Below are 24,662 nucleotides of genomic sequence, written 5' to 3' on the forward strand. Positions count from 1 at the left end.
TTTACGCAAATGACAATCGTTACCGAAAACAGTGTAGGGGATCGTCGGGCCGGACGCGAAGCCGAGGGAATGCTCGGGTGAGCGCTGGTGGAAGCGGAGGGCGCGCGTCACCGTCGATGCCATTTCTCTAAGGTGGAGGCCATGACCTCCAGCCCGTTGCCACGGCGTGTCGCGTTGATCTCCGTGCACACCTCGCCGTTGGCACAGCCGGGCACCGGTGACGCGGGTGGGATGAACGTCTACGTGTGGCAGACCGCGATCCGGCTGGCGCGGCGCGGTATCGAGGTCGAGATCTTCACCCGGGCGACGTCGTCGTCCGATGCGCACTCGGTCGCGGCCGCTCCGGGCGTGACCGTCCGTAACGTGGTCGCCGGACCGTTCGAGGGCCTCGACAAACGCGACCTCCCTGCTCAGCTGTGTGCCTTCACCGCGGGGGTGTTGCGGGCCGAGGCGGCACAGGCGCCCGGCCACTACGACGTGATCCACTCGCACTACTGGCTGTCGGGACAGGTCGGCTGGCTCGCGCGCGACCGATGGGGTGTGCCGCTGGTGCACACCGCCCACACCCTGGCCGCCGTGAAGAACGCCGCACTGGCCGAGGGCGACACCGCCGAGCCGCAGCTGCGGGTCATCGGCGAGCAGCAGGTGGTCGGCGAGGCCGATCGGCTGGTCGCGAACACCGAAACCGAAGCGGCGGAACTTCTCTCGATGTACGACGCCGACGCCGACAGTATCGACGTGGTGACGCCGGGCGCCGACCTCGAGTGCTATACCCCCGGATCGTCGGCGGAGGCCAGATCGATCCTCGGACTCGGCCCCGACGAGACGATCGTGACATTCGTGGGTCGAATCCAGCCGCTCAAGGCGCCCGATCTCCTGGTCTCGGCGATCGCGCCCCTGATCAAGGATGCGTCCGCGTCCGGGCGACAGCTGCGGCTCCTGATCGTCGGCGGGCCTTCGGGTTCCGGGCTTCAGCGGCCGACCGCGCTGATGGATCAGGTCGCCGAACTCGGGATCTCCGAGTCCGTCACCTTCCTCCCGCCGCAGCCGTCGGACCGCCTGGTCCAGGTGTACCGCGCGTCGGATGTGGTCGCGGTGCCGAGCCATTCCGAGAGTTTCGGGCTCGTGGCCATCGAGGCGCAGGCCTGTGGGACGCCGGTCATCGCCGCCGACGTGGGAGGCCTCGGCGTCGCCGTCGACGACGGCCGCACCGGCGTGCTGGTCAACGGTCACGCGGTCGGTGACTGGACGAATGCGCTGGAAAAGCTTCTCGCGCAACCCGATCGGCTGGCTGAACTCGGCCGCAACGCCCGTCGGCACGCCGAGAAGTTCTCCTGGGAGCACACGGTTGATCAGCTGATCGAGAGCTATCGCCACGCGATGCGTTCCTTCGCCGCCCAGTCGGATGCCGCCCACGCAGAGGCCGAACAGGCGGCGGCGCAAGGCCCGGGTGGGCCCGCACGAGTACGCCGGCGCTGGCGTCGGCGGCGTAACCGGGTGACCGTCTGAACGGTCTCGCCGAACCCCGTTCACCAGCTGAGAGGATGTCGTGAGTCGCACCGAGGTCGTCGACCTGCTCGAAAAGACACTGACCGAGAACGAGATCGCCTACTCGCGGAAGAGCGGCGGTGGCGCCGACGTCGACCACGTCATCCTGGAACTGCCGGGTGAGCAGAAACTCAAGACGACGGTGCTGCTCACCGCCAGTGAACACGGGGTCAGGGTCGAGGCCTTCGTGTGTCGCCGGCCGGACGAGAACCACACCGGCGTCTACCGATACCTGCTCAAGCGCAACCGTCGGCTGTACGGCGTCGCCTACACCATCGACAACACCGGGGACATCTACCTAATCGGCCGGATCTCGGCCGACGCGCTCGGCTCGGACGAACTCGACCGCGTCCTCGGGCAGGTCCTCGAGGCGGCCGACGGTGACTTCAACACCCTGCTCGAACTCGGGTTCCTCACCTCGATCCAGCGCGAATGGGCGTGGCGCGTCTCGCGTGGCGAATCCCTGCGCAACCTCCTGGCTTTCGAGCACCTCATCGACAAGGAGACGCTGCCCGAGGCCGGTGCGCCGCTCGAGGGGCGTTATGTCCCAGGAGAATCCGTGGTCGAGGGGGCTCAGACCTCCAGTGACGAGGTTTCGTCCGAGGAGTGACGGACGCTCCCGCCACATCGCAGCCGGCCGGCGCGGAGAACCATTGTGAACACTGTGGAGTTGTCAAGGAACGGATGCGGTCCCGGCTGGTCTTCGGTGAACGCCGGGTGCGGAAGGTGCTGCGCGTGAGTCTGTTTCGTCAGGCGGCGATGTCGTCTAGGCGCATGGTGCGGCGGTTATAGGCGGGTAGTGGGCGGCGCTGGGGGTCGATGTCGGTGGGTGGGATGAGCCAGGGGTGGCGGTCGTAGCCGAGGATGATGTCCCAGCCGTGGTGGTGGACTTGGGTGTGGCAGCGTTGACAGAGTAGGCAGCCGTTGTCGAGGTCGGTGTCGCCGTCGTCGGTCCAGTGTTGGATGTGGTGGACCTGCGTGTGTGAGGGTGGCGCACCGCATTTGATGCAGGTCTGGTCGCGGATGATGATTGCTTTGCGTAGGTGGGCTGGGAACAGTCGTCGTTCGCGGCCCATGGCCAGGGGCACGGTCTCGTCGTCGATGATGATTTCGGTCAAGGAACCGTCACACGACAGTTGTCGGGCGATGGCGTGGGTGACAGCGCCCGTCCAGGGGAGTGTGGCGGGGTCGCCGTCGGCGGGGATGGTCAACGCCACTTGGGTTCTGGGGGCGCCGATGGTGTCCATCGCCGCTCCGACGGCTGCTTGATCCAGCAGTACTTCGAGTGCGTCTGCTCGTCGTTGGGTGGCCGAGCGTCGGTCGGGGGAGCCGTCGGGTTCGGGGTGCGGTGTGCTGCGTTCGTCGATCATGGCGATGAATTTCTCGCCCACGACTTGGGTGACGTTGGCGTGGATCTCGACGCGACTGTCGTCGGTCGTGTGGTGGGAGAGTGTGTCGAGGGCGCGGTCGTCGCCGGCGGCGATGCCACCTTGGTCGTCGGCGATGGTGTTGCCGATCATCTGGGCGTGTTTCTGGATGTCGGTGGGTGTGGCACCCGACAGGGCTTGGGTGAGGAGCTCGGTTTCGTAGATGGCGTGGTCGTCGTCGGAGAGCTCTGTGGGGGAACGTTTCTCGATGGTCGACATGCCGCGCACGATGGCGTCGACGACCTCGGCGGAGAGGCGTCCGTCGGCCGCGCAGGCCTCGACCTTGCTCAATGTGCCCATCGCGTCGGCGATGCGGGTGGTGCGTGTCGATACCGCGGGTGCGAATCCCATCTCGATCAACAGTTTCTTGGTGGTTGAACCGGCCTTCTGTGCAACGCGCAGATCATCGAGTTTTTCTGCATGCGTTGCGATCTGGTGGTCGGCGACGTTGCGTATCAACCGCCAGAACTCCAACTGTTCGAAAGTTGTTCGGCCGGTGGGGTCGTCGGTGGGTGGGGTGATCTCGATGAGCTGGTCGAGAAGTGTGGTGAGCTCCGCCATGACTCCACTGTACTCGAACATACATTCGATGGTCAGGTTTCTCCACAACCGATTAGTTGGCGAAACCATGCTTGTGTCAGGGTGTTTCACATTCGTGAAGGATGCTCGCGCCACTGGTGAACACCAGTCGCATGAGGCGCACGAGTCGCAGAATTCAGGGCGAAGCTGGCGCCGTGATGGCGGAAGTGCGGCGAGGGCAGACGGCAATGTCGAGAGATCGGAACCGGCCTGACTGTGGTGGCCGAGTGGTTCTCATGGTGCCGTCCGGAACTCTCGGCCGCGCGACTCGTCTCGAAATGCTCGACGCTGCGAACAGATTCGGGAAGACTGGGCGACGAAAGAGGTCCAGGTCACATCGTGTCAACGAGTGTTGATACGATGCGCAGGCGAAACCCACCCACCACTGGAGGTGCCATGAGCTTCACGAGTCCGTTCCCCGATGTCGAGATCCCCGATGTGAGTGTCTTCGATTACCTGTTCGGGTCGATCGCCGACGAGGACCGCGAACGGATCGCCCTGGTGGACCCGAAGTCGGGTACGACGACCACCTACGGTCAGCTCGTCGGGCAGATCGAGGCCGCCGCCGGGGCCCTCGCGTCGCGCGGGATCGGGGTAGGGGACGTGGTGGGCATCCTCTCGCCGAACATCCCGGCGTTCGCGACGGTGTTCCACGGCATCCTGCGGGCCGGCGCCACGGCGACGACGATCAACGCGTTGTTCACCGCGCCCGAGATCGCCAAGCAGTTGCGGGATTCCGGTGCGAAGATGCTGGTCACGATCTCGCCGATGTTCGAGCAGGCCAAGGCGGCCGCCGACGAGGTGGGTCTGTCGGCAGAGAACCTGATCGTCCTCGACGGTGAGGGTCAGGACGCGTCGGGTCATCCGAATGCGATCGACCTGTTGGGCGCGAATCTCCCCGCCCCGGATGTCTCTTTCGACCCGAAGACCCATGTCGCGGTGCTGCCGTACAGCTCGGGGACGACCGGAAATCCCAAGGGCGTTGCACTGTCTCACCGCAACCTCGTGGCCAACGTCGCCCAGCTGCGTCCGCTGCAGGGCATGACCGCCGACGACGTGGTGATCGCGGTGCTGCCGTTCTTCCACATCTACGGCATGACGGTGCTGCTCAACGCGGCTCTGGCCGCCCGCGGATCGCTGGTCATCATGCCGCGTTTCGACCTCGTCGAGTTCCTGGAGAACATCCAGAACCACAAGGTGACGATGGCCTACATCGCGCCGCCGGTGGCGGTCGCGTTGGCCAAGCATCCGATCGTCGACAACTACGATCTGTCGTCGTTGCACACGATGATGTCGGGTGCGGCCCCGTTGGATGACGAGCTCGGTCAGGCGGTGGCCAAGCGACTGGATCTGCACATGCTGCAGGGCTACGGGATGAGTGAGCTGTCGCCGGTGTCCCACATCATCCCGTTCGACACTCAGGCGACGCTGGGGCGTGAGGATCCGCCGCTGTCGTCGACGGGGTGGCCGGTGCCGAACACGGTGAACAAGATCGTCGATCCGGCCACCGGCGAGGACCTCCCGCTGCCGCAGGAAGGGCTCTCGGAACCCGGTGAGCTGTGGGTGAAGGGCCCGAACGTGATGCTCGGCTACCTCAACAACGAGCAGGCCACCGCCGACACCATCGACGCCGACGGCTTCCTGCACACCGGCGACCTCGCTCAGGTCGACCCGACAGGGTGTGTCTACATCGTCGATCGGCTCAAGGAGCTCATCAAGTACAAGGGTTATCAGGTGCCGCCGGCGGAGTTGGAGGCGTTGCTGTTGACCCATGAGGGGGTCGCCGATGTTGCGGTGATCGGGGTGATCGATGCGGAGTCGGGGGAGGAGATTCCCAAGGCGTTTGTGGTGCGGCAGCCGGATGCGCAGCTCACTGCTGATGAGGTGATGGGCTTCGTGGCGTCGAAGGTGGCCCCGCACAAGAAGGTTCGTGCGGTGGAGTTCATCGAGGCGATCCCGAAGTCGGCGTCGGGCAAGATCCTGCGCAAAGACCTGCGCAAGTAGAGGCCCAGGCCTCGCTCGGGCGACCGATTAGGTCTGCTGCCGTCCCGCCGATAGTGTTGCTCACTGCAACGCGGGGTGGAGCAGCTCGGTAGCTCGCTGGGCTCATAACCCAGAGGTCGCAGGTTCAAATCCTGTCCCCGCTACGAGAACACCGACCCCCACCCGGGTGATCACATCACCGGGTGGGGGTCGGTGTATCGGCCCGGTCCGCGTTGGCCGCGAGGACGGTCAATTCATCTGATGCGGCGGCACCTCGTCGTAGCTGACGGCATGGTCGCCGGACCGCTTGCGCCACCAGTACGTCAGCGCCCAGAGGAGCACGCCGAGCAACAGGAGCCAGCCGGCGATCACATACTGTTCGGGGTCGCGGCCGGTGACCGGCAGGGTGAGGTACCCGCACGTGATGGCGCCGAGTACGGCGACCGGGGTATAGGTCCGGAAGTGCTTGTGCTCCACCTTGTCCCGCCGCAGGACGAGCACCGACACGTTGACCACGGTGAACACCGCCAGCAACAGCAGCGCGGTGGTGCCACCGAGCAGTCCCACGACCGAACTCTTCGGATCGGAGGTCACATAGGTGAGCAGTAGCAGGGCGATGACCGTGGTGAAGAGGACGGCCGCGAACGGCGTCCGGCGACCCGGGTGCACGTACGACAGGAACCTGGGCAGCACGCCTCGTTTGGCCATGCCGTAGAGCAACCGGCTGGCCATCATCATGTTGATCAGTGCGGTGTTGGCGACGGCGAACATCGAGATCCACGGCAGCAGGTCCGACATCGGGAAGTCCGGTGCCGCCGTCTGGACGACGTCGACGAGCGGGGTCTCGCTGTCGGCCAGCACGCCCACCGGCACGATGGCCACCGCGCAGATCGCGATGAGGACGTAGACGAGGGCGGTGATGCTGAGGCCGCTCAGCATCACCTTCGGGAAGATGCGGGTCGGCTCCTTGCACTCCTCGGCCATGTTGACCGAGTCCTCGAAGCCGACGAGTGCGAAGAAGGCCAGCGAGGTCGCCGCGGTGACGGCGACGAAGACGTTCTTGTCGTCGGGACTCTCGAAGGCCACCACCGCATCCCAGTGTTCGGCGTTGCCGCCGGCGATGAACCAGTACCCGATGAACAGCACGAGCAGCAGACCGGAGAGCTCCACCAGCGTGAGCACCACGTTGGTGCCGACGCCCTCGGCGACGCCGCGGAAGTTGATGAACATGACGAGCAACAGAAAGCCGACGGCCACCGCGTACAGAGCCGGATTCGTGGCGTCGGGGGTGTCGCCGCTGAACGCGGTCAGCATGTTGACCGCGAAGGCACGAGACGCCGTCGTCGCCGATGTGATGCCCGAGCACATCACCGTGAACAGGACGATGAAGGTGACGAAGTGGATACCGAAGGCCTTGTGCACGTACAGCGCTGCGCCCGCGGCCTCCGGATATTTCGTCACGAGCTCGAGATACGAGAACGCGGTGAGCGTCGCGACGGAGAAGGCGATGAGGAAGGGCAACCAAGCCGCGCCCCCGACCTCGCCGGCCACCTGGCCGGTCAATGCGTAGATGCCGGTGCCCAGGATGTCGCCGATGATGAACAGGAGCAGCAGCTTCGGACCCAGTACGCGTTTGAGTTCGGGCTGCTGTTCGGCATTCATGCCGGTCTCCCCGGCATTTGCGCTGGCAGTCATGGGATCACGCTAGCCCTCGGATACCAGGGCCGCAGAGCGAATTGCGCCGGTCACCGTCGATTCGTCGGACGGGCCGATCCGGGGGTGGGAGGGGTCGGGGCGACGGGAGAGGGCGGGGTCGGGGGCGGTGGGAAGAGGGCCCAGCGCGTCTGTGCGAAACTATCGCCCATGAGCAACGGCACCCTGATCCTGATGCGTCACGGCGAGAGCGAATGGAATGCGTCCAACCAGTTCACCGGATGGGTGGACGTGGCGCTCACGGACAAGGGAAAGGCCGAGGCCGAGCGGGCCGGCGAACTGCTCGTCGAGCATGACCTGCTGCCCGACGTCCTGTACACCTCGGTTCTGCGACGCGCGATCTCGACGGCGCAGATCGCCCTCGACCGCGCCGACCGCCACTGGATTCCGGTGGTCCGCGACTGGCGTCTCAACGAGCGTCACTACGGTGCGCTCCAGGGCCTGAACAAGGCCGACACCCTGGAGAAGTACGGCCAGGAGCAGTTCATGCTGTGGCGTCGCAGCTACGACACCCCGCCGCCGGCCATCGAGCCCGACGCGAAGTACAGCCAGGTAGGCGATCCGCGGTACGCAGACCTCGACGAGGTGCCGCTGACCGAGTGCCTCAAGGACGTCGTGGCGCGCATGATCCCGTACTTCACCGAGACGATCGCCGCCGATCTCCGGGCGGGCAAGACCGTGCTCATCGCCGCACACGGCAACTCGCTGCGGGCGCTCGTGAAGTACCTCGACGACATCTCCGACGAGGACATCGCGGGCCTGAACATCCCGACCGGCAACCCGCTGCGCTACGACCTCGACGAGAACCTCAAGCCGCTGAATCCGGGTGGCACCTACCTGGACCCCGAGGCGGCTGCCGCCGGCGCGGCTGCCGTTGCGGCCCAGGGTCAGAAGTAGGCCTTCTCGGCGGCGAGTCCGCCGTCCGCGGGGCTGCGTGAGGACCGTGTAACATAATCGTCATAGCTTCTTTGGTGTGACCCGCGCTACATTAGACGCTATGGCGGATGTGGGCACCCTGCGGATCGATCATTCTCCTGCTCAGGAACGGTACGAGGCGGTTCTCGTCTCTGATTCCTTCGGCGAGGACGAGGTCGTCGGCTATCTCGACTATGTCTCCGAGTACTACCAGGTCGTGCTGACCCACACCGTGATCCGTGAGCAGTACAGCGGGCATGGCTATGCGGGACAACTCGTTCGGTTCGTCCTCGAGGACATCCGGGCGAGCGGCAAGCAGGTGGTCCCGGTGTGTTCGTACGTTCAGCGTTTCATCGAGCGCCACCCGGAGTTCGCGGACATGGCGGTCCCGGTCCCGCAGTGACCTCGCGCCGGCGGCGGGGTCATCACCCGTCGACGGTTCATCCGCGCCGACCGCCACCTCTTCGGCCAACGGCGCGTGAACAGCTGCCGAACAGCTGCGACCTATGTGCGACCGGAGTTGGTTCGGCCGTAAGCTGAGCGGGTGGCCGCCGCAATCTCAGCCGCGACGATCGCGTTCTTACTCGCGCTCATCCTCGGAGTCATGCTGGGCCGTCGACTCGACGCACCCCGGCGGTCCCGACGCCTCGCGCTCCGCTCACTGTCCAGCCGGGGACGTGCACCCGCGGAATCCCAGCGCTCTCCAGACGCTGCTCTGCCGGTTCCGGCCACCGACCGCGCGCTGGTGCCGCGGGCCGTGTCGGCATCCGCCGAGATCCGCGACTCCGACGTCGCGTCGACGACCGCCGACGGACGCATGACCAAGGCCGGCCTGTTGAGCATGGTGGTCCGCCATTCGTCGACCGCCGTTGCGGTGGTCGACGAGTTCCGGGACGTCGTGATGTTCAACCAGCGGGCAGTGGAACTGGGCATCGTCCGCGAGATGCTGCTCGCCGACCCCGTCTGGGATGCGGTCAAGGACGTCCTCGACACCCACGTCGATCACCACTTCGAGTTCAACCCGCCCACCTCGACCCTCGGCTTCGTCTCCACCGGCCGCACCCCGCGTCCCATCGTCGAACACGTGCGGTGCCTCGCCAAGGTGGTGGCACAGGACGACGAGCGCTACGCCGTGGTCTACGGCCTCGACGACACCGAACACAAGCGTCTGGAGGCCACCCGGCGCGACTTCGTGGCGAACGTGTCGCACGAACTCAAGACGCCGGTCGGAGCCATCGGATTGCTGGCCGAGGCCCTCCTGGAATCAGCCGACGACGTCGAGTCGGTCCGGCACTTCGGGCAACGGGTGGTCGGGGAGACCAAACGCATGGGCAGGCTGGTGAGCGAGCTGCTGGCCCTGTCCCGCCTGCAGGAGGGCGACACCCCCGAGTTCACCCCGATCGGTGTCGACGAACTGATCGACGACGCCCTCTCGGCGGCGACGCTGACGGCGGAGGCGGCCGCGATCGAACTGCGGTCCGACGACCCGATCGGCGCGACGATCCGCGGCGACCGGCTCCTGCTGCTCACCGCTCTCAACAACCTGATCACCAACGCCATCGCCTATTCGCCTCCGGACACCGTCGTCTCGATCAGCCGCCGCATCATCAAGATCGACGGCCGGCCCATGGTGGCGATCGCCGTGACCGACCGCGGCATCGGCATCGCGCGCGCCGACCAGCAGCGTGTCTTCGAACGGTTCTTCCGCGTCGACAAGGCGAGGTCGCGGATGACCGGTGGTACCGGACTGGGCCTGGCCATCGTCAAACACGTGGCCGCCAATCACGGCGGCACGATCAACCTGTGGAGCGAACCCGGTACGGGCTCCACCTTCACGCTGTGCATCCCCGAGGACCTCTCCGACATGGACTGGTCCACCGAGGATGGGGAGTCCATGTGAGTCCCCACCATCTGCCGATCCGATCGGCCACCCCTGCGGTGACGACAACGAAGGAATCTGAGAGTTGACCCACGTGCTGATCGTCGAGGACGAGGAATCGCTGGCTGATCCGCTGGCGTTCCTACTGCGCAAGGAAGGGTTCGAGGCCAGCATCGTCAACGACGGTGCGCAGGCGCTGCCGACCTTCGACCGCGTGAGCCCCGACATCGTGCTCCTCGACCTGATGCTGCCCGGGATGTCGGGGACAGAGATCTGCAAGGCCCTACGGGCCCGGTCGAATGTGCCGGTGATCATGGTGACGGCCCGCGACACCGAGATCGACAAGGTCGTCGGCCTGGAACTCGGTGCCGACGACTACGTGACCAAGCCGTACTCGGCACGGGAACTCATCGCCCGCATCCGGGCGGTCCTGCGACGCGGAGGCGACACCGCCGAGGAGGACCTCGATCTCGGTGTCCTCGAGGCGGGCCCGGTCCGGATGGACGTCGAGCGTCATACCGTCGCGGTCAACGGGGAATCGATCACCATGCCGCTCAAGGAATTCGATCTCCTCGAATACCTTCTGCGCAATGCCGGCCGTGTGCTGACGCGCGGGCAGCTGATCGATCGCGTCTGGGGTGCCGACTACGTCGGCGACACCAAGACCCTCGACGTGCACGTGAAGCGACTGCGCTCCAAGATCGAGCCGGACCCGGCCAACCCGAAACACCTCATCACCGTTCGCGGACTCGGATACAAACTCGAGGCCTGAGCCGGGTGCGCGGGGTGTCCCCGCGCACCCGTGTCACTCCGGCGGCTGCAGCTCGTATTTGACGTCGGTCTCGCGACGCGCGGTCGCGGCTGTCGTCGCCGGGTGAACGGCGATGAGCCCCAACCCGTTCCGGCGCCGGCACGCGGCTGCGAGGGCCTCGTAGGCGGCGGCGCCGATGAGCTCGGTCAGCTCGGGCGCATAGGACTCCCAGACCTGCTTCGCGCCGACATGTGCGTCGGGCGATCCCGAGCAGTACCACTTGAGATCGTGCCCGCCCTCGCCCCAGCCACGGCGGTCGAACTCGGTGATCGTGGTCTGCAACACCTGGGTGCCGTCGGGACGTTCCACCCAGTCCTGCTCACGGCGCACCGGCAGCTGCCAGCACACGTCTGGCTTGACGGTGAGCGGCTCGAGGCCCTTGCGCAAGGCCATCGAGTGCAGTGCACAACCCACGCCGCCGGCGAAGCCCGGACGGTTCAGGAAGATGCACGCGCCCTTGTGAAGTCGCGTCTTCAACGCGGGCTCGTCATCGAGGTCGCCCTCTTCGAGGTAGCCCTTGGGGCCTAGTGGGTTCTTGCCGGAACCCTTGTTATGGAACTGCCAGTCCTCGGGGGTGAGCATCGAGACGCCGTGGGCGAGACGTTTCCGGTCGTCGGAGTCGGACAGGTAGGCGCCGTGGCTACAGCAGCCGTCGGTCTCGCGTCCGGGCAGGATGCCCTGGCAGGCCGGGGTGCCGAAGACACACGTCCAGTGCGACAGCAGCCAGGTCAGGTCGGCTCTGATGTGGTGTTCGGGATCGGCCGGATCGACGAATTCGTACCATTCGCGCGGAAAGTCGAGTTCGACTTCCGGGGCGGGGGTGATTCGTGGCGCGGACGGCGAGATGGCGGTCACGACCACAACGGTAGCCGGGATCGTGCCGCCACGACGCCTGCACTACCGTTGACGCGTGCGCTTAGGAGTTCTGGATGTGGGTAGCAACACTGTCCACCTCCTGGTGGTCGACGCCCATCGGGGCGGTCACCCGACCCCCATGAGTTCGACCAAGGCGGTTCTACGGCTGGCCGAACAGATCGACGACGACGGCCGGATGAGTGACAAGGCCGTGGCGAAGCTGATCGATTCGGTCGAGGAGTTCACCCACATCGCGGCCACCTCCGGGTGCGAGCAGATGATGGCCTTCGCGACGTCGGCCGTCCGGGACGCCACCAACTCCGACGATCTGCTCGACGAGGTCGAGAGGTGCACCGGTGTGCGCATCGCGGTCCTGTCCGGCCGTGACGAGGCGCGGCTCACCTCGCTTGCCGTCCGCCGCTGGCGCGGGTGGAGCGCGGGACGCATCCTCGCGCTCGACATCGGCGGTGGGTCCCTGGAGATGTCCAACGGCGTCGACGAGGAGCCCGATGTCGCGCTGTCGCTGCCCCTGGGTGCCGGCCGGCTGACGCGTGAGTGGCTGCCGGACGACCCACCGGACCGGCGTCGGATCGGTGTCCTGAGGGACTGGCTCGACGCGGAGTTGCGTGGACCGGCCAGGGAACTCCTCGGGCCCGGTTCACCGGACCTCTGTGTGGGCACCTCGAAGACCTTCCGCAGCCTCGCCCGGCTCACCGGGGCCGCGCCGTCGAGCGCGGGACCCCGCGTTCGACGCGAACTGACCACAGGTGGGCTTCGTCAGCTGATCTCCTTCATCTCCCGGATGACCCGCTCCGACCGCGCCGAGCTCGAAGGCGTCAGCGCCGATCGTGCCGGTCAGCTGGTTGCGGGGGCGCTCGTGGCGGAGGCGGCTATGCGGGCCTTCCAAGTCGATACACTGGAAATCTGTCCGTGGGCTCTGCGGGAGGGCGTCATCCTGCGTCGACTCGACGCGGAACCGGCCGACTCGTTCGAGCCCTCACAGACGACTGGCGCCCGTGGCGGCGTCGGCTGATCCGGTCTGCGATGCCCACGGGTGCGCGGGATGGGGGAGAAGGTCGACGGTGTGGTCCACGAGCGCCGAGAGTTACCCAAGCGGATGCGCTCGACCGGCATCCGGTGACGTTCGAGGACGGAGAGCCACTTCATGTCGAAGGATTCGGAACCCGAATCTCGACCCATTTCGGTATCGGAACTACTCGCCCGGTCGCAGGCGGCCGGCGGTACGACGCCGACCCGGCGTGACGGTCGGGGACGGCGGCGTGCGGGTCGCGACGGCTCGGTCTCGGTTTCCGAACTGACCGGAGAGATCCCGAAGATCAACGACGCGTCCGCAGCGCAGGCCGACGAGAAGACCGCGCCCGCAGACAAGGGTGCGCCCGCGGAGGCCCGGGGGACCGAAGCCCCGGCGGTCGAGGCCCCGGAGGCCGAGCCCACCGAGGTGACCACCACCGAGGCCGAGGCCACCGAGGCCGCGCCCGAACCCGCCGCGCCCGAATCCGCCGCGCCCGCCGCGTCCGAGGCGAAGGCCACCGAGACGAAGCCCACCGAGGCGAAGGCCTCGGAGCCGAAGGACACCGGGACCCCCGCCGACAAGACCGCAGCCGGGCCCGCGACCCGCGGATGGAGCCCCACGGGCCGGTCGGGGACCGAGACCCAGGGCGGTCCGTTCCCACGGTCGGGGAATCCCGTCGCACGTCGCGCCGCCGACGACCGCCCGGTGGCCGATCGGCCGCGCCCGGACCGGCCGTTCGCGCCGGGAGGTCGCACCGCCAGCGGGATGCCCGGCTTCGGCGCGACGCCGCCGGCCACCCGTGACTTCAGCTCGGACGCCGTGGCCCGCCGCATGAGTCCCCCGCGCGATTCGGAGCCCGTCGACGAGGAGTCGGCGAACGCGGTCACCGGGATCATCCCGATGGTGGACGGGGCCGATGGCGGCACCGACGAAGGTCTCGTCGTCGTCGAATCCGATGATGTGGTGACCCACGACCTGACCGAGGTCGACTCCGGTTCCGGACCGCGTGAGCGCGGTGACAGCGGTTTCTCCGATGTCATGGACTTCGACGCCTACCGCAACTTCGCGGACGTGGAAGGCGACGCCGGCCCCGGTGCACAGCCGACCGGTACCAGGCTCAAAGGCGCCAAGGCGCTCGGCGGGCTCGCACGCAAGCTCTTCGGCCGGAAGGCGGCCGCCGCTGCCGTCGGTTCCGGAACCCAGGCCGGCACGTCGGCCGAGGACACCGTCACGCAGTCCGTTCCGGGTGGCCGTGCGCGAGCCGCCGCGGCACGGGCACGCCGTGACGACGACAACCCGACCGAGATCATCGAGCCCATCGCGTCCCCGGAAGACGACTCCACGCGCGAGGACACCGCGCCGGACGAGACCCGGCCCGAGGAGACCCGGGCCGAGGAAACAGAGGCCTGGCAGGCGTCGGCCCAGTGGTACGACACCGAGGCGTGGTCGGCGCCGGTCGTGGACGAAGAGGACAACCAGCAGGACGAGACGACCCCCGAACCGGCCGAGGGTTCCGAGGCGGTGGTCCTGTCCAAGCACGAGACCGCACGCGTGGAGGAGACCACCGATCTCGACGAGACCCCCGATGTCGCCGACGGGTCGTCGGAGGAGACCGCCGCCATCTCGGCGGCCGCCGCGGACTCCGAGCGTGGCAAGTCCGAGAAGCCCGCGGTCGCCGGCAGCCAGGTCGACGAACCGGAGGCCGGGGAGGAGCGGTCACCGGCCCTCGCCTGGTTCCTGATCCTCGGTCAGGCGGTCGTGGGTCTGCTGGTCGGCATCGGTCTGTTCTGGGGATTCACCGAGCTGTGGCGCTGGAACCCGTACTTCGCGCTGGTCCTCGCGGTGCTGGTGATCTTCGGGATCGTCACGCTGTCGCACGTCGTGCGGCGCACCAAGGACCTGGCGACCACGCTGCTCGCGTTGGGCGTCGGACTGTTGGTGACCATCGGTCCCCTGGTGTTGCTGGCCACGTGACGTCGTCCGAGCCACCCCTGCTCCCCGGACCCGAGATACCCATCGGTCTGTCCACCGCCTCGGTCTACCCGCAGAACACCGAGGCGGCCTTCGCCTACGCGGCGGATCTCGGTTACGACGGTGTCGAGCTGATGGTCTGGGGCGACCCGGTCAGCCAGGACATTCGGCGCGTCGGATATCTGTCGGACCACTATCAGGTTCCGGTGTTGTCGATCCATGCCCCGTGCCTGCTGATCTCGCAGCGCGTCTGGGGCCGGGACCCGGTGGTGAAACTGGCGCGATCGGTGCAGGCGGCCGAGGATCTGGGTGCCCCGACCGTGGTGGTGCACCCGCCGTTCCGCTGGCAGCGCGGTTATGTGTCGGCCTTCGACGACCTCGTCGGCGAGCTCGAGGACGACAGCGGGGTCGCGATAGCCGTGGAGAACATGTTCCCGATGCGCGCCGATCGCTTCTTCGGATCACGTGAACCATCCGTGCGACGACTCCAGAAGCGGGGCGGTGGGCCCGGTCTCGCCGCGTCCGCATTCGGCAAGTCGATCGATCCCACCGACGACGGGTACGCGAACTACACCCTCGACCTCTCGCACACCGCGACGGCCGGGGTGGACGCCCTCGATCTGCTCGATCGCATGGGACGCAACCTCAACCACCTCCATCTCGCCGACGGGCACGGTGCGGCGACCGACGAACACCTCATCCCCGGCGACGGTGGACAACCATGTGCCGAGGTGTGCCGCCGGATCGCGGCGAGCGACTTCGCCGGTGCCGTGGTGCTGGAGGTCACCACCGGCAGCGCCCGGACCAAGCCCGAGCGCGGTGCACTCCTGGCCCGTTCGCTAGATTTTGCGCGGCAGCATCTCAAACGGGAGCTGCACCCCGAGAGCGCCGGCCGGCGCAACAACTGACGCCGGAGATCGTCGCGTTGCGGTCTTCGCCGGCGTCGGGGTCGGCACGACGAAAGCGGGACCATGACCAGCAAGATCACCGAGGTGCAGATCCTGACCGAGGTGGACCGCGGTGGTCCCGACGCCATCACGCTGCGCGCGCACATCGACGAGACCTTCACCATCGGACCCAAGGTGCACGGCGGCACCCTGCAGATGGTCGTGGCGAAGGCGGCGCGCACCGCACTCACCGCCCTCACCCCGTCCGACGATCTGAAACTCGCGGATGCGTCCGCCGCGATGATCCCGGTCGCCATCGCCAGTGACTACCTGACCGCCCCGGACGCCGCGGACATCGATTTCACGATCACCGTGCGCAAACGCGGCCGGACCGTGACGGTCCTGCACGTCGACGCGGTCCAGCAGGGTCGTACGGTCGTCTCCTCGTCGGTGACGATGGCGCGTCCCGACTCCGGGACCCCGCACCACTCCGGTCCGAACGTGCTCGACGGCACGCCCGTCGAACCGCCGTCGACCGGCATCCCCCTCGACGGTTCGCCGATCGCCGAGGTCAACCACCTCGGCGCGGCGATCGATCTGGTCCTCGACCCGGAGACGTTCCCGATCGTCCGCGGTGAGACCGGTGACCCGCTCGTGCGCGGGTGGATCCGTCCGAAGGACGTCGATCCCGACGAGTACTTCTCGGTCCTCGTCTGCGACATCTCGCCGCCGGTGGTCATGAATCTCGCGTTGTTCGGTTGGGCGCCGACCGTGCAGCTGACCACCTATGTCCGACGGCATCCGGCGCCCGGGTGGCTGCGCTTCGCCGCGACGAGTACCGAGGTCGGGCCCGGAATGTTCGAGGAGGATCATCTCGTGGTGGACTCGACCGGGACGGTTGTCGCCCAGTCCCGTCCATTGGCACTCATTCCCGCAGGAAGGTAGACATTCGTGACCGAACGCATCGCCATCATCGGTGGAGGCAAGATCGGGGAGGCGCTCCTGGCCGGCCTGATCGGCGCCGGAACCCCGACGAAGGATCTCGTCGTCGCGGAGAAACTCGAATCCCGGGCGTCCGAGATCGCCGACGAGTACGGGGTCCTGGTCACCGACGTGAAGACGGCCGCCGAATCCGCGCACTACGTCTTCCTGGCCATCAAGCCGGACGACGTCGACTCGGTGCTCCGCATCCTCGCCTCGGCCGAGGACAACGCCGAGAGCGAACGCGTCACCGTGACCCTGGTGGCCGGCATCCCGCTGGAGCGCTACGAAAGCGCCCTGCAGGCCGGTTCGCCGGTCATCCGTGTCATGCCCAACACCCCGATGCTGGTCAACGAGGCCATGTCCGCGGTCGCTGCCGGCCGCTACGTCGGCGAGGAGCAACTCCAGGCGGTCGTCAGACTCCTCAAGACCGTGGGTCGGGTGGCCGTGGTACCGGAGAAGCAGATGGACGCGGTCACCGCCGTGTCCGGGTCCGGACCCGCCTACGTCTTCCTGCTCGCCGAGGCGATGATCGACGCCGGTGTCGGGCTCGGACTCACCCGCGCCCAGGCGTCCGAGATGGCCATCCAGACCATCCGCGGTGCGGGGGTCCTGCTCAGCGATTCGGGTATGTCACCCGTCGACCTGCGGGCCGCGGTGACCTCTCCGGGCGGGACCACCGCCGAGGCGATCCGCGAGTTCGAGGCGAACGGTCTACGGCATGCCGTCTACCAGGCGACTCGCGCGTGCGCGGCCGCCAGCGCACGAGGCGGACGTCGAGTGGAAGTCGAGGGTTTGGCGTCGGGACACGCGGTTTCCGACACCCCATGAGTAGTGGTCGGGACGCAGCTAAACCCCAGCATGTTGGGGTCGAGTCACAGAAATCTCAGGAATCACGGTCCCTCACGTCGCTTTTTTCACATCTGCCACGCTAAGCTGCTTTAAGCACGTGCGTGTCTGATGTCCGCAGGAGGGGAAGCCTGCGGCCGCGACGCGTGCACCGGAGGTATGAGTGATCAATGGCACCTGCAGACACTCCTGGTGACAGGACGGCCTCGGTGAGCAACGCGACCTCTGGGTCGCAATTCCTCACCGTCGCCGAGGTTGCGTCGCTGATGCGCGTTTCGAAGATGACCGTCTACCGTCTCGTCCACAACGGCGAATTGCCTGCGGTTCGGGTCGGACGCTCGTTCCGTGTGCACGCGAAAGCGGTGCACGACTACCTGGAGACGTCGTACTTCGACGCCGGATAGGTTCGGTCTCGGCTGACGCGCCGATCAGCAGTTTCACACAGCACTCCCGAGGGTGGCCCCGTCGCCGACCCGGGAGTGTTGTGTCTGGAGCGGGTGTTCGCCGGTGCCGGCAGCCGGTTTCGCGCCGTCATTTCGGACACCGCGATTTCCTGATCCGACACACGGCCCGGTAGGCTCAGTGGTCGCGTACCTGGATGTGCCGGTGAGCTCCTCGACCCGGGTCGTCGACGCCAGTCGACGATCACTGACGAAGCCGATCGAGTGCAGGCCAGGGTCGGTCAAGTACATCAGTGTCAATCGTGAGGAAGCGCCCCGATGGGTTCAGTGATCAAGAAGCGCCGCAAGCGCATGTCGAAGAAGAAGCACCGCAAGCTGCTGCGTCGAACCCGGGTGCAGCGCCGCAAACTCGGCAAATAAGCACTCGCATGGCACCAGGACCCGCCTCGGCGGGTCCTTTTGCTGTTGCGGACCCGCCTCGGCGGGTCCTGGTGGTGTCCGGGGCTGTTGCCGCTGGGGTCATTTGTCACACGAATGATGTGGTTTCGGGGTCGTTCGTCACCGATGACGCCGATCTCCGCCCCTCGGCGGGCTGAAACGGGTTGATGCCGTTAGCCTCGACGCCATGGCCGAATCCTCCGCAGTGCTACCTCGGGTCGTCCTGGTCACGGGAGCGTCGACTTTCCTGGGCGGGTATCTGGTCGCGCGGCTCGCAGCCAATCCACAGATCGAACGTGTGCTGGCCGTCGACTCCCGGGTCCCGCGCAAGGACCTGCTGCGCCGGATGGGGCGGGCGGAGTTCCTGCGCCTGGACATCCGGCGTCCCACGATCGCGAAGGCCCTGGCGTCGTATGGGGTCGACACGGTGGTGCACGCCGCGACGTCGATCGCCGACACCGCGCCGCACTCGGCGGCGATCAAGGAGTTCAACGTTCTCGGCGCGATGCAGGTCTGCGCGGCCTGTCAGCGGACGCCGTCGGTGAAGCGTCTCGTGCTGCGGTCCACGGCGATGGTCTACGGAGCCAGTGCACACGACCCGTCGCACTTCTCGGAGGAGACCCGCGCGCGCCGCGAGCCCACGCGCGGCTACGGCCGCGACCTCCTGGACGTGGAGGGCTACGTGCGCGGTCTCGGGCGCCGGCGCCAGGACATCGACATCACGATCGTGCGTCCGCAGGCGATGTTGGGTCCGCGGATCACCACGCGTATGGGTTCGTATCTGTCGGCGCCGGTGGTGCCGACGGTCCTCGGCTACCAGCCGCGTCTGCAGTTCCTGCACGAGGAGGATGCGCTCGCGGCGATGGAGCATGTCACCCTGGCGGGCAAGCCGGGCACGTTCAATCTCGCGGGCGAGGGCGTGGTGACGCTGACGCAGGCGATCCGGCGACTCGGGCACATCGAACTACCGGTCCCGAGCGGTCTCCTCGCGCCGATCTCCGGCGTCTTCCAGGATCTGCGTTCGGCGAAGCTGCGTTCGTCGCAGACCGAATTCCTGACCTATGGCCGGGTGCTGGACACCACCAGGATGCGCACCGAACTGGGTTTCGTGCCGCGGTACACGACCATGGAAACCCTCGATGACTTCGTCGAACGCAGCGGCGTGACACCGGTGATCGGGTCCGACGCGTGGCGTGCGTTCGAGCAGCGAGTCGTGTCTGCCGCACATCAACTCCAGTGAGATGCGAGACGAGATTTGTACGACGAGTTCCGGTCAAGGTGCGCAACGTCACTGCTACCTCTAGACTGGGTCATCAGACCCACACTGCGCGCAGGGGCAGCCACTCCACCGCGGGCGAGGGTGAGGACTTCGGGAACATGCGGGCGATCACGCGGGGAAGATCGTGGCCGTTCCCAGGTTCCCGTTTCATGTCATCGACAACGCGACGCTGCGTCTGTAGATCCGAAGGAATGGCCTGTGACGGAACGATTGCCAGTAGTCCAGGCAGCCCCGGTTCAAACCGTCGAGCGGGGGTTCGCCGACACACGGACGATCCTAGGAACAGGAACAAGGGGTGAGCGCCTTGGCAGGTAGCGGAGCGACAGATGCACGTACCGCGAAAGTCATACAGCTCTATGCGTCACCGTCGGGACCAGACGCCACCGCGGATCGCCGCGGTGCACGTGATTCCGGCCGTCGCCGACATCCGAGCCAGCAGACGCCCGAGCGGCGTGTGAAACACGGTGTCACGCAGGGAGATCCGACGGGCCTCGGTCATCCCAACACCGATGGGTTCGGACGTCCGCCCGCGCGGGTGACCCCGATCAGCAGCGAGATCGCCCTGTCGGACGAGGCGCTCGGTGTCGAACACCGAGGGCCGTCGAAGTCGAGCCCGCTGTTCAGTCTCGGTGGCATTCGGAACGCCGTCGCCGACACCTTGACCTCCACCGCCGGCTTCATCCGCGAGCGGATGACAGGCGAGTACGAGGTCGACGAGTTCGGATTCGATCCCCATTTCACCGAATCGGTGTGGTTTCCGGCAGTCCGGCAGGTCTATGAGAAGTGGTTCCGCGTCGAAGTGACCGGCATCGAGAACCTGCCCCTCGAGGGCGGTGCGCTCCTCGTCGCCAACCACGCCGGCACCATCCCGGTCGACGCGATCATCACCTCGCTCGCCGTCCGCGACAACCATCCCGACCATCGGTACCTGCGTGTCCTCGCCGCCGACATGGCCTTCGACTCGCCGGGCATCAGTGAGGTCGCGCGCCGGATCGGTGCGACGCTCGCCTGCAACAGCGACGCCGACCGGTTGCTGCGTGCCGGGGAGCTCACCGCTGTCTGGCCGGAGGGGTTCAAGGGCATCGGCAAGCTCTACAAGGACCGCTACAAGCTGCAGCGGTTCGGCCGGGGCGGCTTCGTGACCACCGCACTGCGCAACGCGGCGCCCATCATCCCGGTGTCGATCGTGGGCTCGGAGGAGATCTATCCGATGCTCGCCGACCTCAAGCCGCTCGCCAAGGTGCTCGGCCTTCCGTACTTCCCGATCACGCCGCTGTTCCCGTTGCTGGGCCCGCTGGGCATGGTGCCGTTGCCGTCGAAGTGGCACATCCACTTCGGCCGCCCGATCGAGACCGGTTCCTACGACGAATCGTCGGCCGACGACCCGATGGTGGTCTTCGACCTCACCGACCATGTCCGCGAGGAGATCCAGCAGACCCTGTTCCGGATGCTGAGCCGGCGGGGGAGTGTCTACTTCGGCTGACGGGATCCCCGTGTGCCTGATACTCATGAGGCATGCGCGCAGTCGTGTGTCGAGCCGGTGAGCTGACCGTCCAAGACGTCCCCATGCCCGTACCGGAGACCGGACAGGTGCTCCTGCGGGTCCTGCGGGCGGGGATCTGCGGGTCTGACCTCCATGCCCGCGTGCACTGCGACGCGACCGCGGACGTGTCCGACGAGGTCGGCTATGACGCGTTCATGCGCTCGGACCAGTCGGTGGTGTTGGGCCACGAGTTCGCCGGCGAGGTGGTGTCCTACGGGCCCGGATGCCGCAAGCGGTGGGCGCCGGGGACGCCGGTGGTGTCGGTGCCGATGATCCGGCACGGCGACGAGGCGCATCTGACCGGGCTGACGGCGTCGGCTCCGGGCGCCTATGCGCAGTTCGTGCTGGTGTCCGAGGACATGACCTTCGAGATTCCCCACGGCCTGTCGGTCGAACACGCGGCCCTCACCGAACCTCTGGCCGTCGCCCATCACGCGGTCCGCCGGGGCGAGGTCGGCCGGCGCGACGTGGCAGTGGTGATCGGCTGCGGACCCATCGGGCTCGCGGTCGTCGCGATGCTCAAGGCGTCGGGCGTGCGCACCGTGATCGCGAGCGATCTGTCCGCGGGGCGCCGGGCCCTGGCCGGGCGCGTCGGCGCCGACATCGTCGTCGATCCGGCCGTGGAGTCACCGTTCGATCGGTGTGCGCGCGAGGGCAGGTACGTCACCGCGGCGCAGGACCTGCTCGGCACCGCGTTCGATGCGATGCACACTCTGCGTCGAATCCCGTTGGCGCCGTGGGACTCCCTGTTCCGAATCGCCGATCGGCTCGGCGCGACGCCGAAGGGGCCGGTGATCTTCGAATGCGTGGGTACTCCGGGCATGATCGAGCACGTCGTGTCGAATGCCCCGTTCCGCTCACGTGTCGTCGTGGTCGGTGTGTGCATGGAACCGGACACGTTCCGCCCGGCGATGGCGCTCAACAAGGAGATCGAGCTGCGGTTCGTGTTCGTCTACGATCCGGCCGAATTCCACGAGACCCTGCAGATGATCGCCGAGGGGAAGGTCGACGTCGGGCCGATGATCACCGCGACCGTCGGGCTCGAGGGGGTGGCGCCCGCGTTCGACGCGCTCGGCGCGGCCGCTCACCACGCGAAGGTGCTGATCGACCCGATGAGTGAGATCGACTCGCTCTGAGGAGGTTTCAGAGGGTGAGGTCGAGCGCGGCGCGGACGATCGAGTCGGTGTCGATGCCGTGGAGGCGGTACACGTCCTCGAGCGAGCCGACCTGACCGAATCGGCTGACGCCGAGTGCCGCGCCCGGCACGTTGTTGACACCCGTCAGGAAGGCGAGCGTGTGCGGGTGCCCGTCGAGGACGGTGACCATCGGCGCCGCGCGGCCGGCCGGGAACACCTGGTCGAGAATCCACGACGGTCCGTCGGCGAGTCCGCGGCGGGCCTGCAGTGCCTCGAAGATCAGTCCGGGACTCGTCACGCACACGACGTCGGCGGCCACACCCTGTTCACCCAGTCGGTCGGCGGCGGCGAGGGTCTCGGTGATCACCGCCCCCATCCCGACCAGTGTGACCTGTGGGGATTCGCTGCGGCGCAACAGGTATCCGCCGGCGACCACCTGGCGTCGACGACGTTCGCGGGCCGCCGCGTCGGTGGGGACCGCGGCGAGTCGCTGATCGACCGGACGGGTGGACAGGCGCAGATACGACGAGGTCCCGTCCGGACGTCCGAGCTTTCCGATGCACGACAACAGCGTCCATTCGACGTCGACCGCGAAGGCGGGTTCGTAGCTGACGCAGCCGGGTTGCTCCAGGCCGATCGATGGCGTCGTGATCGATTGGTGCGCTCCGCCTTCCGCGGCCAGGGTGACGCCGGACGGCGTGCCCACCAGGATCGACTGCCCGCCGGCGTAGATCCCGTACGACCAGGGCTCGAGGGTGCGTTCCACGAACGGGTCGTAGAGCACGCCGATCGGGAACAGCGGTTCGCCCCAACGACTCCAGGTGGCGCCGAGCTCGCCGATCAGGCCCGCCAGATTCGTCTCGGCGATACCGAGTTCCATGTGCTGGCCGGTCGGGCGTTCCCGCCAGTGCATGATCGTCTCCGCGTCGTCGGCGAACCAGTCGCGCCGCTCGTCGGGCGACCACACCCCGACCTTGTTCAACCAGCCGGCCAGGTTGGTCGTCGAGCTGACGTCGGGGCTCACCGTGACGACCCGGGCCGACGCCTCGGGAGCCTCCCGGGACAGGGCCAACAGCGTACGGCCCAGTGCCGCTTGCGTCGTCGACGTTCCCGACGGTGTCTTGCCGGTGTCGACCGGAACGGCGGGCGGTGTGGTGAGCGGAACGGGCTGGCGCCGGAGTCGCTCGGCGACCTGTGCGCACAACCGGGCCTCGTCGGTGCCCTCGTCGAACCGGCCCCACGGGTGCGCCGGATCCAGACCCAGCGATGCCGCCAGCTCGTCGTACTGTTCGACGGTGAGCAGTGAGGAATGGTTCTGCGGGTGGCCTTCGATCGGGAGGCCGTTGCCCTTGATGGTGTAGGCGAGGATGACCGTCGGACGGGTGTCGTCGATCTGAGCGTAGGCGCCCATCAGGGCATCGAGGTCGTGTCCGCCGAGATTGCGGATCGCCTTCAGGAGCGTCTCGTCGTCGACGTCGGCGATCAGCGTCGCGACGGCATTCGCGTCGGGACCCGACCCGGGCAGACGTACACGGACCTCGTCGGCGTCGCATCGCAACAGCCGCTGATACTCCGGATTAGGCATGTCGAGGATGCGTGAGCGCAGCGCCGTCCCACCCGGGGGGTCGAACAGTTCCTCCAGCAGCCGACCGAATTTCACCATGATCACCTGCCAACCGGCGGCGGCGAACATGGCCTCGAGTCGCCCGGCGGCGATGTTGGGGACCACCCGGTCCAGCGACTGGCGGTTGAGGTCGACGATCCAGACGATCTCGCCGAGCTCGGCCACCGAGGGGTCGAGGATCGCCTCCCAGACCGCACCCTCGTCGAGTTCGGCATCACCGACGAGCGAGTACTGCCGGGCGAGCACGGTGGGTGAACGGCGGTCGGCGGCAACCGCATCGGGGCCACCGATCGTCGTGTCGAGATAGCGGCGGGCCACTGCGCCCCAGATCGGTGCGGTCGCACCGATTCCCACCGATCCGGTCGAATAGTCCACCGCATCGGGATCTTTGGTTCGGCTCGGATACGACTGCAGTCCACCGAACTCCCGCAGCGTCGTCAGGTACGACTCGTCGAGCCCGCCGAGCAGATAGTTGATGCCGTGCAGGACCGGTGACGCATGCGGTTTGACCGAGACCCGGTCGCCCGGTCGCAACTGGGAGAACCACAGCGACGTCATGATCGACACCATCGAGGCGCACGACGCCTGGTGGCCACCGACCTTGAGTCCCGACGGATTCGGCCGAACCCGGTTGGCGTGGTGGATCATCGACGTCGCGAGCCACAACACGCGCTGCTCGATCGTGCGGAGCGTGTCGGGTGTCCCGGTCTCGGCTGTGCTGCTACGGAGATCGGTCAGGGTCTCGTCGGTCATGGGTGGGTCCTCTCCGGGATGGGGGTCTCTCCGGGTGCGGTCACCGGCGCCGCGACG

21 protein-coding genes and 1 tRNA gene are annotated in these 24,662 nt (G+C 67.2%); 18 read left to right on the forward strand and 4 right to left on the reverse strand.

All coding sequences use genetic code 11. From position 1 onward, the window contains the following. The first annotated feature begins 141 nt into the window (after positions 1-141). Together mshA and NWF34_RS07290 are read left to right on the forward strand one after the other, a co-directional pair. A complete protein-coding gene (gene mshA, locus NWF34_RS07285) occupies positions 142-1,509 on the forward strand; it encodes a D-inositol-3-phosphate glycosyltransferase (RefSeq protein WP_258324537.1) in 1,368 nt (455 codons plus the stop codon). 40 nt (positions 1,510-1,549) lie between these two features. Continuing rightward, positions 1,550-2,158 carry a YbjN domain-containing protein gene (locus NWF34_RS07290; protein WP_258324538.1) on the forward strand — a complete coding sequence of 203 codons (609 nt, stop codon included), beginning with the start codon at positions 1,550-1,552 and terminating at the stop codon, positions 2,156-2,158. Between the two features lie 139 nt (positions 2,159-2,297). On the opposite strand, the gene NWF34_RS07295 is transcribed toward NWF34_RS07290, so the two are convergent. Further along, positions 2,298-3,536, reverse strand: a complete 1,239-nt coding sequence (locus NWF34_RS07295) for an HNH endonuclease signature motif containing protein (protein ID WP_258324539.1) — start codon at positions 3,534-3,536, stop codon at positions 2,298-2,300. 414 nt (positions 3,537-3,950) lie between these two features. Between NWF34_RS07295 and NWF34_RS07300 the strand changes: the two genes are divergently transcribed. After that, positions 3,951-5,558 (forward strand): 4-coumarate--CoA ligase family protein, encoded by a 1,608-nt coding sequence (locus NWF34_RS07300; RefSeq protein ID WP_258324540.1) that lies wholly within the window; start codon positions 3,951-3,953, stop codon positions 5,556-5,558. Positions 5,559-5,627: 69 nt separating this feature from the next. Further along, positions 5,628-5,701 (forward strand) — tRNA-Met (locus NWF34_RS07305). A gap of 85 nt (positions 5,702-5,786) precedes the next feature. On the opposite strand, the gene NWF34_RS07310 is transcribed toward NWF34_RS07305, so the two are convergent. Then, entirely contained in the window at positions 5,787-7,232 is a 1,446-nt protein-coding gene (locus NWF34_RS07310; RefSeq protein ID WP_258324541.1) for an APC family permease, read from the reverse strand. Between the two features lie 168 nt (positions 7,233-7,400). Here NWF34_RS07310 and NWF34_RS07315 point away from each other — a divergent pair, with 168 nt between their 5' ends. The 4 genes from NWF34_RS07315 to NWF34_RS07330 all read left to right on the forward strand — a co-directional run bounded on the left by NWF34_RS07315 (position 7,401) and on the right by NWF34_RS07330 (position 10,816). After that, positions 7,401-8,147 carry a phosphoglyceromutase gene (locus NWF34_RS07315; RefSeq protein WP_258324542.1) on the forward strand — a complete coding sequence of 249 codons (747 nt, stop codon included), beginning with the start codon at positions 7,401-7,403 and terminating at the stop codon, positions 8,145-8,147. 100 nt (positions 8,148-8,247) lie between these two features. Beyond that, entirely contained in the window at positions 8,248-8,568 is a 321-nt protein-coding gene (locus NWF34_RS07320; protein ID WP_006437542.1) for a GNAT family N-acetyltransferase, read from the forward strand. A gap of 141 nt (positions 8,569-8,709) precedes the next feature. Beyond that, the gene (locus tag NWF34_RS07325; RefSeq protein WP_258324543.1) at positions 8,710-10,065 is read left to right on the forward strand and encodes a cell wall metabolism sensor histidine kinase WalK; all 1,356 of its coding nucleotides are present in this window, start codon (positions 8,710-8,712) and stop codon (positions 10,063-10,065) included. Positions 10,066-10,129: 64 nt separating this feature from the next. Beyond that, entirely contained in the window at positions 10,130-10,816 is a 687-nt protein-coding gene (locus NWF34_RS07330) for a response regulator transcription factor (RefSeq protein ID WP_006437544.1), read from the forward strand. Positions 10,817-10,849: 33 nt separating this feature from the next. Here NWF34_RS07330 and NWF34_RS07335 read toward each other — a convergent pair whose 3' ends face one another. Further along, positions 10,850-11,710 carry a hypothetical protein gene (locus NWF34_RS07335; RefSeq protein ID WP_024500053.1) on the reverse strand — a complete coding sequence of 287 codons (861 nt, stop codon included), beginning with the start codon at positions 11,708-11,710 and terminating at the stop codon, positions 10,850-10,852. Positions 11,711-11,765: 55 nt separating this feature from the next. On the opposite strand from NWF34_RS07335, the gene NWF34_RS07340 reads away from it, so the two are divergent. The 10 genes from NWF34_RS07340 (at position 11,766) to NWF34_RS07385 (ending at position 22,228) form a co-directional block, all read left to right on the forward strand. Continuing rightward, entirely contained in the window at positions 11,766-12,743 is a 978-nt protein-coding gene (locus NWF34_RS07340) for a Ppx/GppA phosphatase family protein (protein WP_258324545.1), read from the forward strand. A gap of 132 nt (positions 12,744-12,875) precedes the next feature. Next, positions 12,876-14,717, forward strand: a complete 1,842-nt coding sequence (locus NWF34_RS07345) for a hypothetical protein (RefSeq protein ID WP_258324546.1) — start codon at positions 12,876-12,878, stop codon at positions 14,715-14,717. Then, positions 14,714-15,622, forward strand: coding sequence for a sugar phosphate isomerase/epimerase (locus NWF34_RS07350; protein ID WP_258324547.1), 909 nt, complete (start codon positions 14,714-14,716; stop codon positions 15,620-15,622). The genes NWF34_RS07345 and NWF34_RS07350 overlap by 4 nt, the downstream gene beginning before the upstream one ends. A gap of 63 nt (positions 15,623-15,685) precedes the next feature. Next, a complete protein-coding gene (locus NWF34_RS07355) occupies positions 15,686-16,546 on the forward strand; it encodes a thioesterase family protein (protein WP_258324548.1) in 861 nt (286 codons plus the stop codon). A gap of 6 nt (positions 16,547-16,552) precedes the next feature. Then, on the forward strand, positions 16,553-17,413 hold the full coding sequence (proC, locus tag NWF34_RS07360; protein WP_258324549.1) for a pyrroline-5-carboxylate reductase: 861 nt from the start codon (positions 16,553-16,555) through the stop codon (positions 17,411-17,413). Positions 17,414-17,601: 188 nt separating this feature from the next. Further along, positions 17,602-17,835: a helix-turn-helix domain-containing protein gene (locus NWF34_RS07365; RefSeq protein WP_006437551.1), complete on the forward strand. Its 234-nt coding sequence runs from the start codon at positions 17,602-17,604 to the stop codon at positions 17,833-17,835. 315 nt (positions 17,836-18,150) lie between these two features. Continuing rightward, complete coding sequence (locus tag NWF34_RS07370; protein WP_003402602.1) at positions 18,151-18,252, forward strand: 30S ribosomal protein bS22; 102 nt, start codon at positions 18,151-18,153, stop codon at positions 18,250-18,252. 205 nt (positions 18,253-18,457) lie between these two features. Then, positions 18,458-19,510: an NAD-dependent epimerase/dehydratase family protein gene (locus tag NWF34_RS07375; RefSeq protein WP_258324550.1), complete on the forward strand. Its 1,053-nt coding sequence runs from the start codon at positions 18,458-18,460 to the stop codon at positions 19,508-19,510. A gap of 334 nt (positions 19,511-19,844) precedes the next feature. Continuing rightward, positions 19,845-21,032, forward strand: a complete 1,188-nt coding sequence (locus tag NWF34_RS07380) for a lysophospholipid acyltransferase family protein (protein ID WP_258324551.1) — start codon at positions 19,845-19,847, stop codon at positions 21,030-21,032. A gap of 32 nt (positions 21,033-21,064) precedes the next feature. After that, positions 21,065-22,228 (forward strand): zinc-binding dehydrogenase, encoded by a 1,164-nt coding sequence (locus tag NWF34_RS07385; protein ID WP_258324552.1) that lies wholly within the window; start codon positions 21,065-21,067, stop codon positions 22,226-22,228. A 7-nt stretch (positions 22,229-22,235) separates the two neighbouring features. Here NWF34_RS07385 and NWF34_RS07390 read toward each other — a convergent pair whose 3' ends face one another. Beyond that, a complete protein-coding gene (locus tag NWF34_RS07390; RefSeq protein ID WP_258324553.1) occupies positions 22,236-24,605 on the reverse strand; it encodes a pyruvate dehydrogenase in 2,370 nt (789 codons plus the stop codon). Positions 24,606-24,662 lie beyond the last annotated feature (57 nt).

It is taken from the genome of Gordonia sp. GONU (assembly GCF_024733855.1).
GTDB lineage: Bacteria > Actinomycetota > Actinomycetes > Mycobacteriales > Mycobacteriaceae > Gordonia > Gordonia amicalis.

Coding starts and splice junctions, on each gene's coding strand:
- mshA (WP_258324537.1), top strand. CDS start 142: ATGACCTCCAGCCCGTTGCCACGGCGTGTCGCGTTGATCTCCGTGCAC.
- NWF34_RS07295 (WP_258324539.1), bottom strand. CDS start 3,536: ATGGCGGAGCTCACCACACTTCTCGACCAGCTCATCGAGATCACCCCA.
- NWF34_RS07300 (WP_258324540.1), top strand. CDS start 3,951: ATGAGCTTCACGAGTCCGTTCCCCGATGTCGAGATCCCCGATGTGAGT.
- NWF34_RS07310 (WP_258324541.1), bottom strand. CDS start 7,232: ATGACTGCCAGCGCAAATGCCGGGGAGACCGGCATGAATGCCGAACAG.
- NWF34_RS07315 (WP_258324542.1), top strand. CDS start 7,401: ATGAGCAACGGCACCCTGATCCTGATGCGTCACGGCGAGAGCGAATGG.
- NWF34_RS07320 (WP_006437542.1), top strand. CDS start 8,248: ATGGCGGATGTGGGCACCCTGCGGATCGATCATTCTCCTGCTCAGGAA.
- NWF34_RS07345 (WP_258324546.1), top strand. CDS start 12,876: ATGTCGAAGGATTCGGAACCCGAATCTCGACCCATTTCGGTATCGGAA.
- NWF34_RS07355 (WP_258324548.1), top strand. CDS start 15,686: ATGACCAGCAAGATCACCGAGGTGCAGATCCTGACCGAGGTGGACCGC.
- NWF34_RS07365 (WP_006437551.1), top strand. CDS start 17,602: ATGGCACCTGCAGACACTCCTGGTGACAGGACGGCCTCGGTGAGCAAC.
- NWF34_RS07370 (WP_003402602.1), top strand. CDS start 18,151: ATGGGTTCAGTGATCAAGAAGCGCCGCAAGCGCATGTCGAAGAAGAAG.
- NWF34_RS07375 (WP_258324550.1), top strand. CDS start 18,458: ATGGCCGAATCCTCCGCAGTGCTACCTCGGGTCGTCCTGGTCACGGGA.
- NWF34_RS07385 (WP_258324552.1), top strand. CDS start 21,065: ATGCGCGCAGTCGTGTGTCGAGCCGGTGAGCTGACCGTCCAAGACGTC.
- NWF34_RS07390 (WP_258324553.1), bottom strand. CDS start 24,605: ATGACCGACGAGACCCTGACCGATCTCCGTAGCAGCACAGCCGAGACC.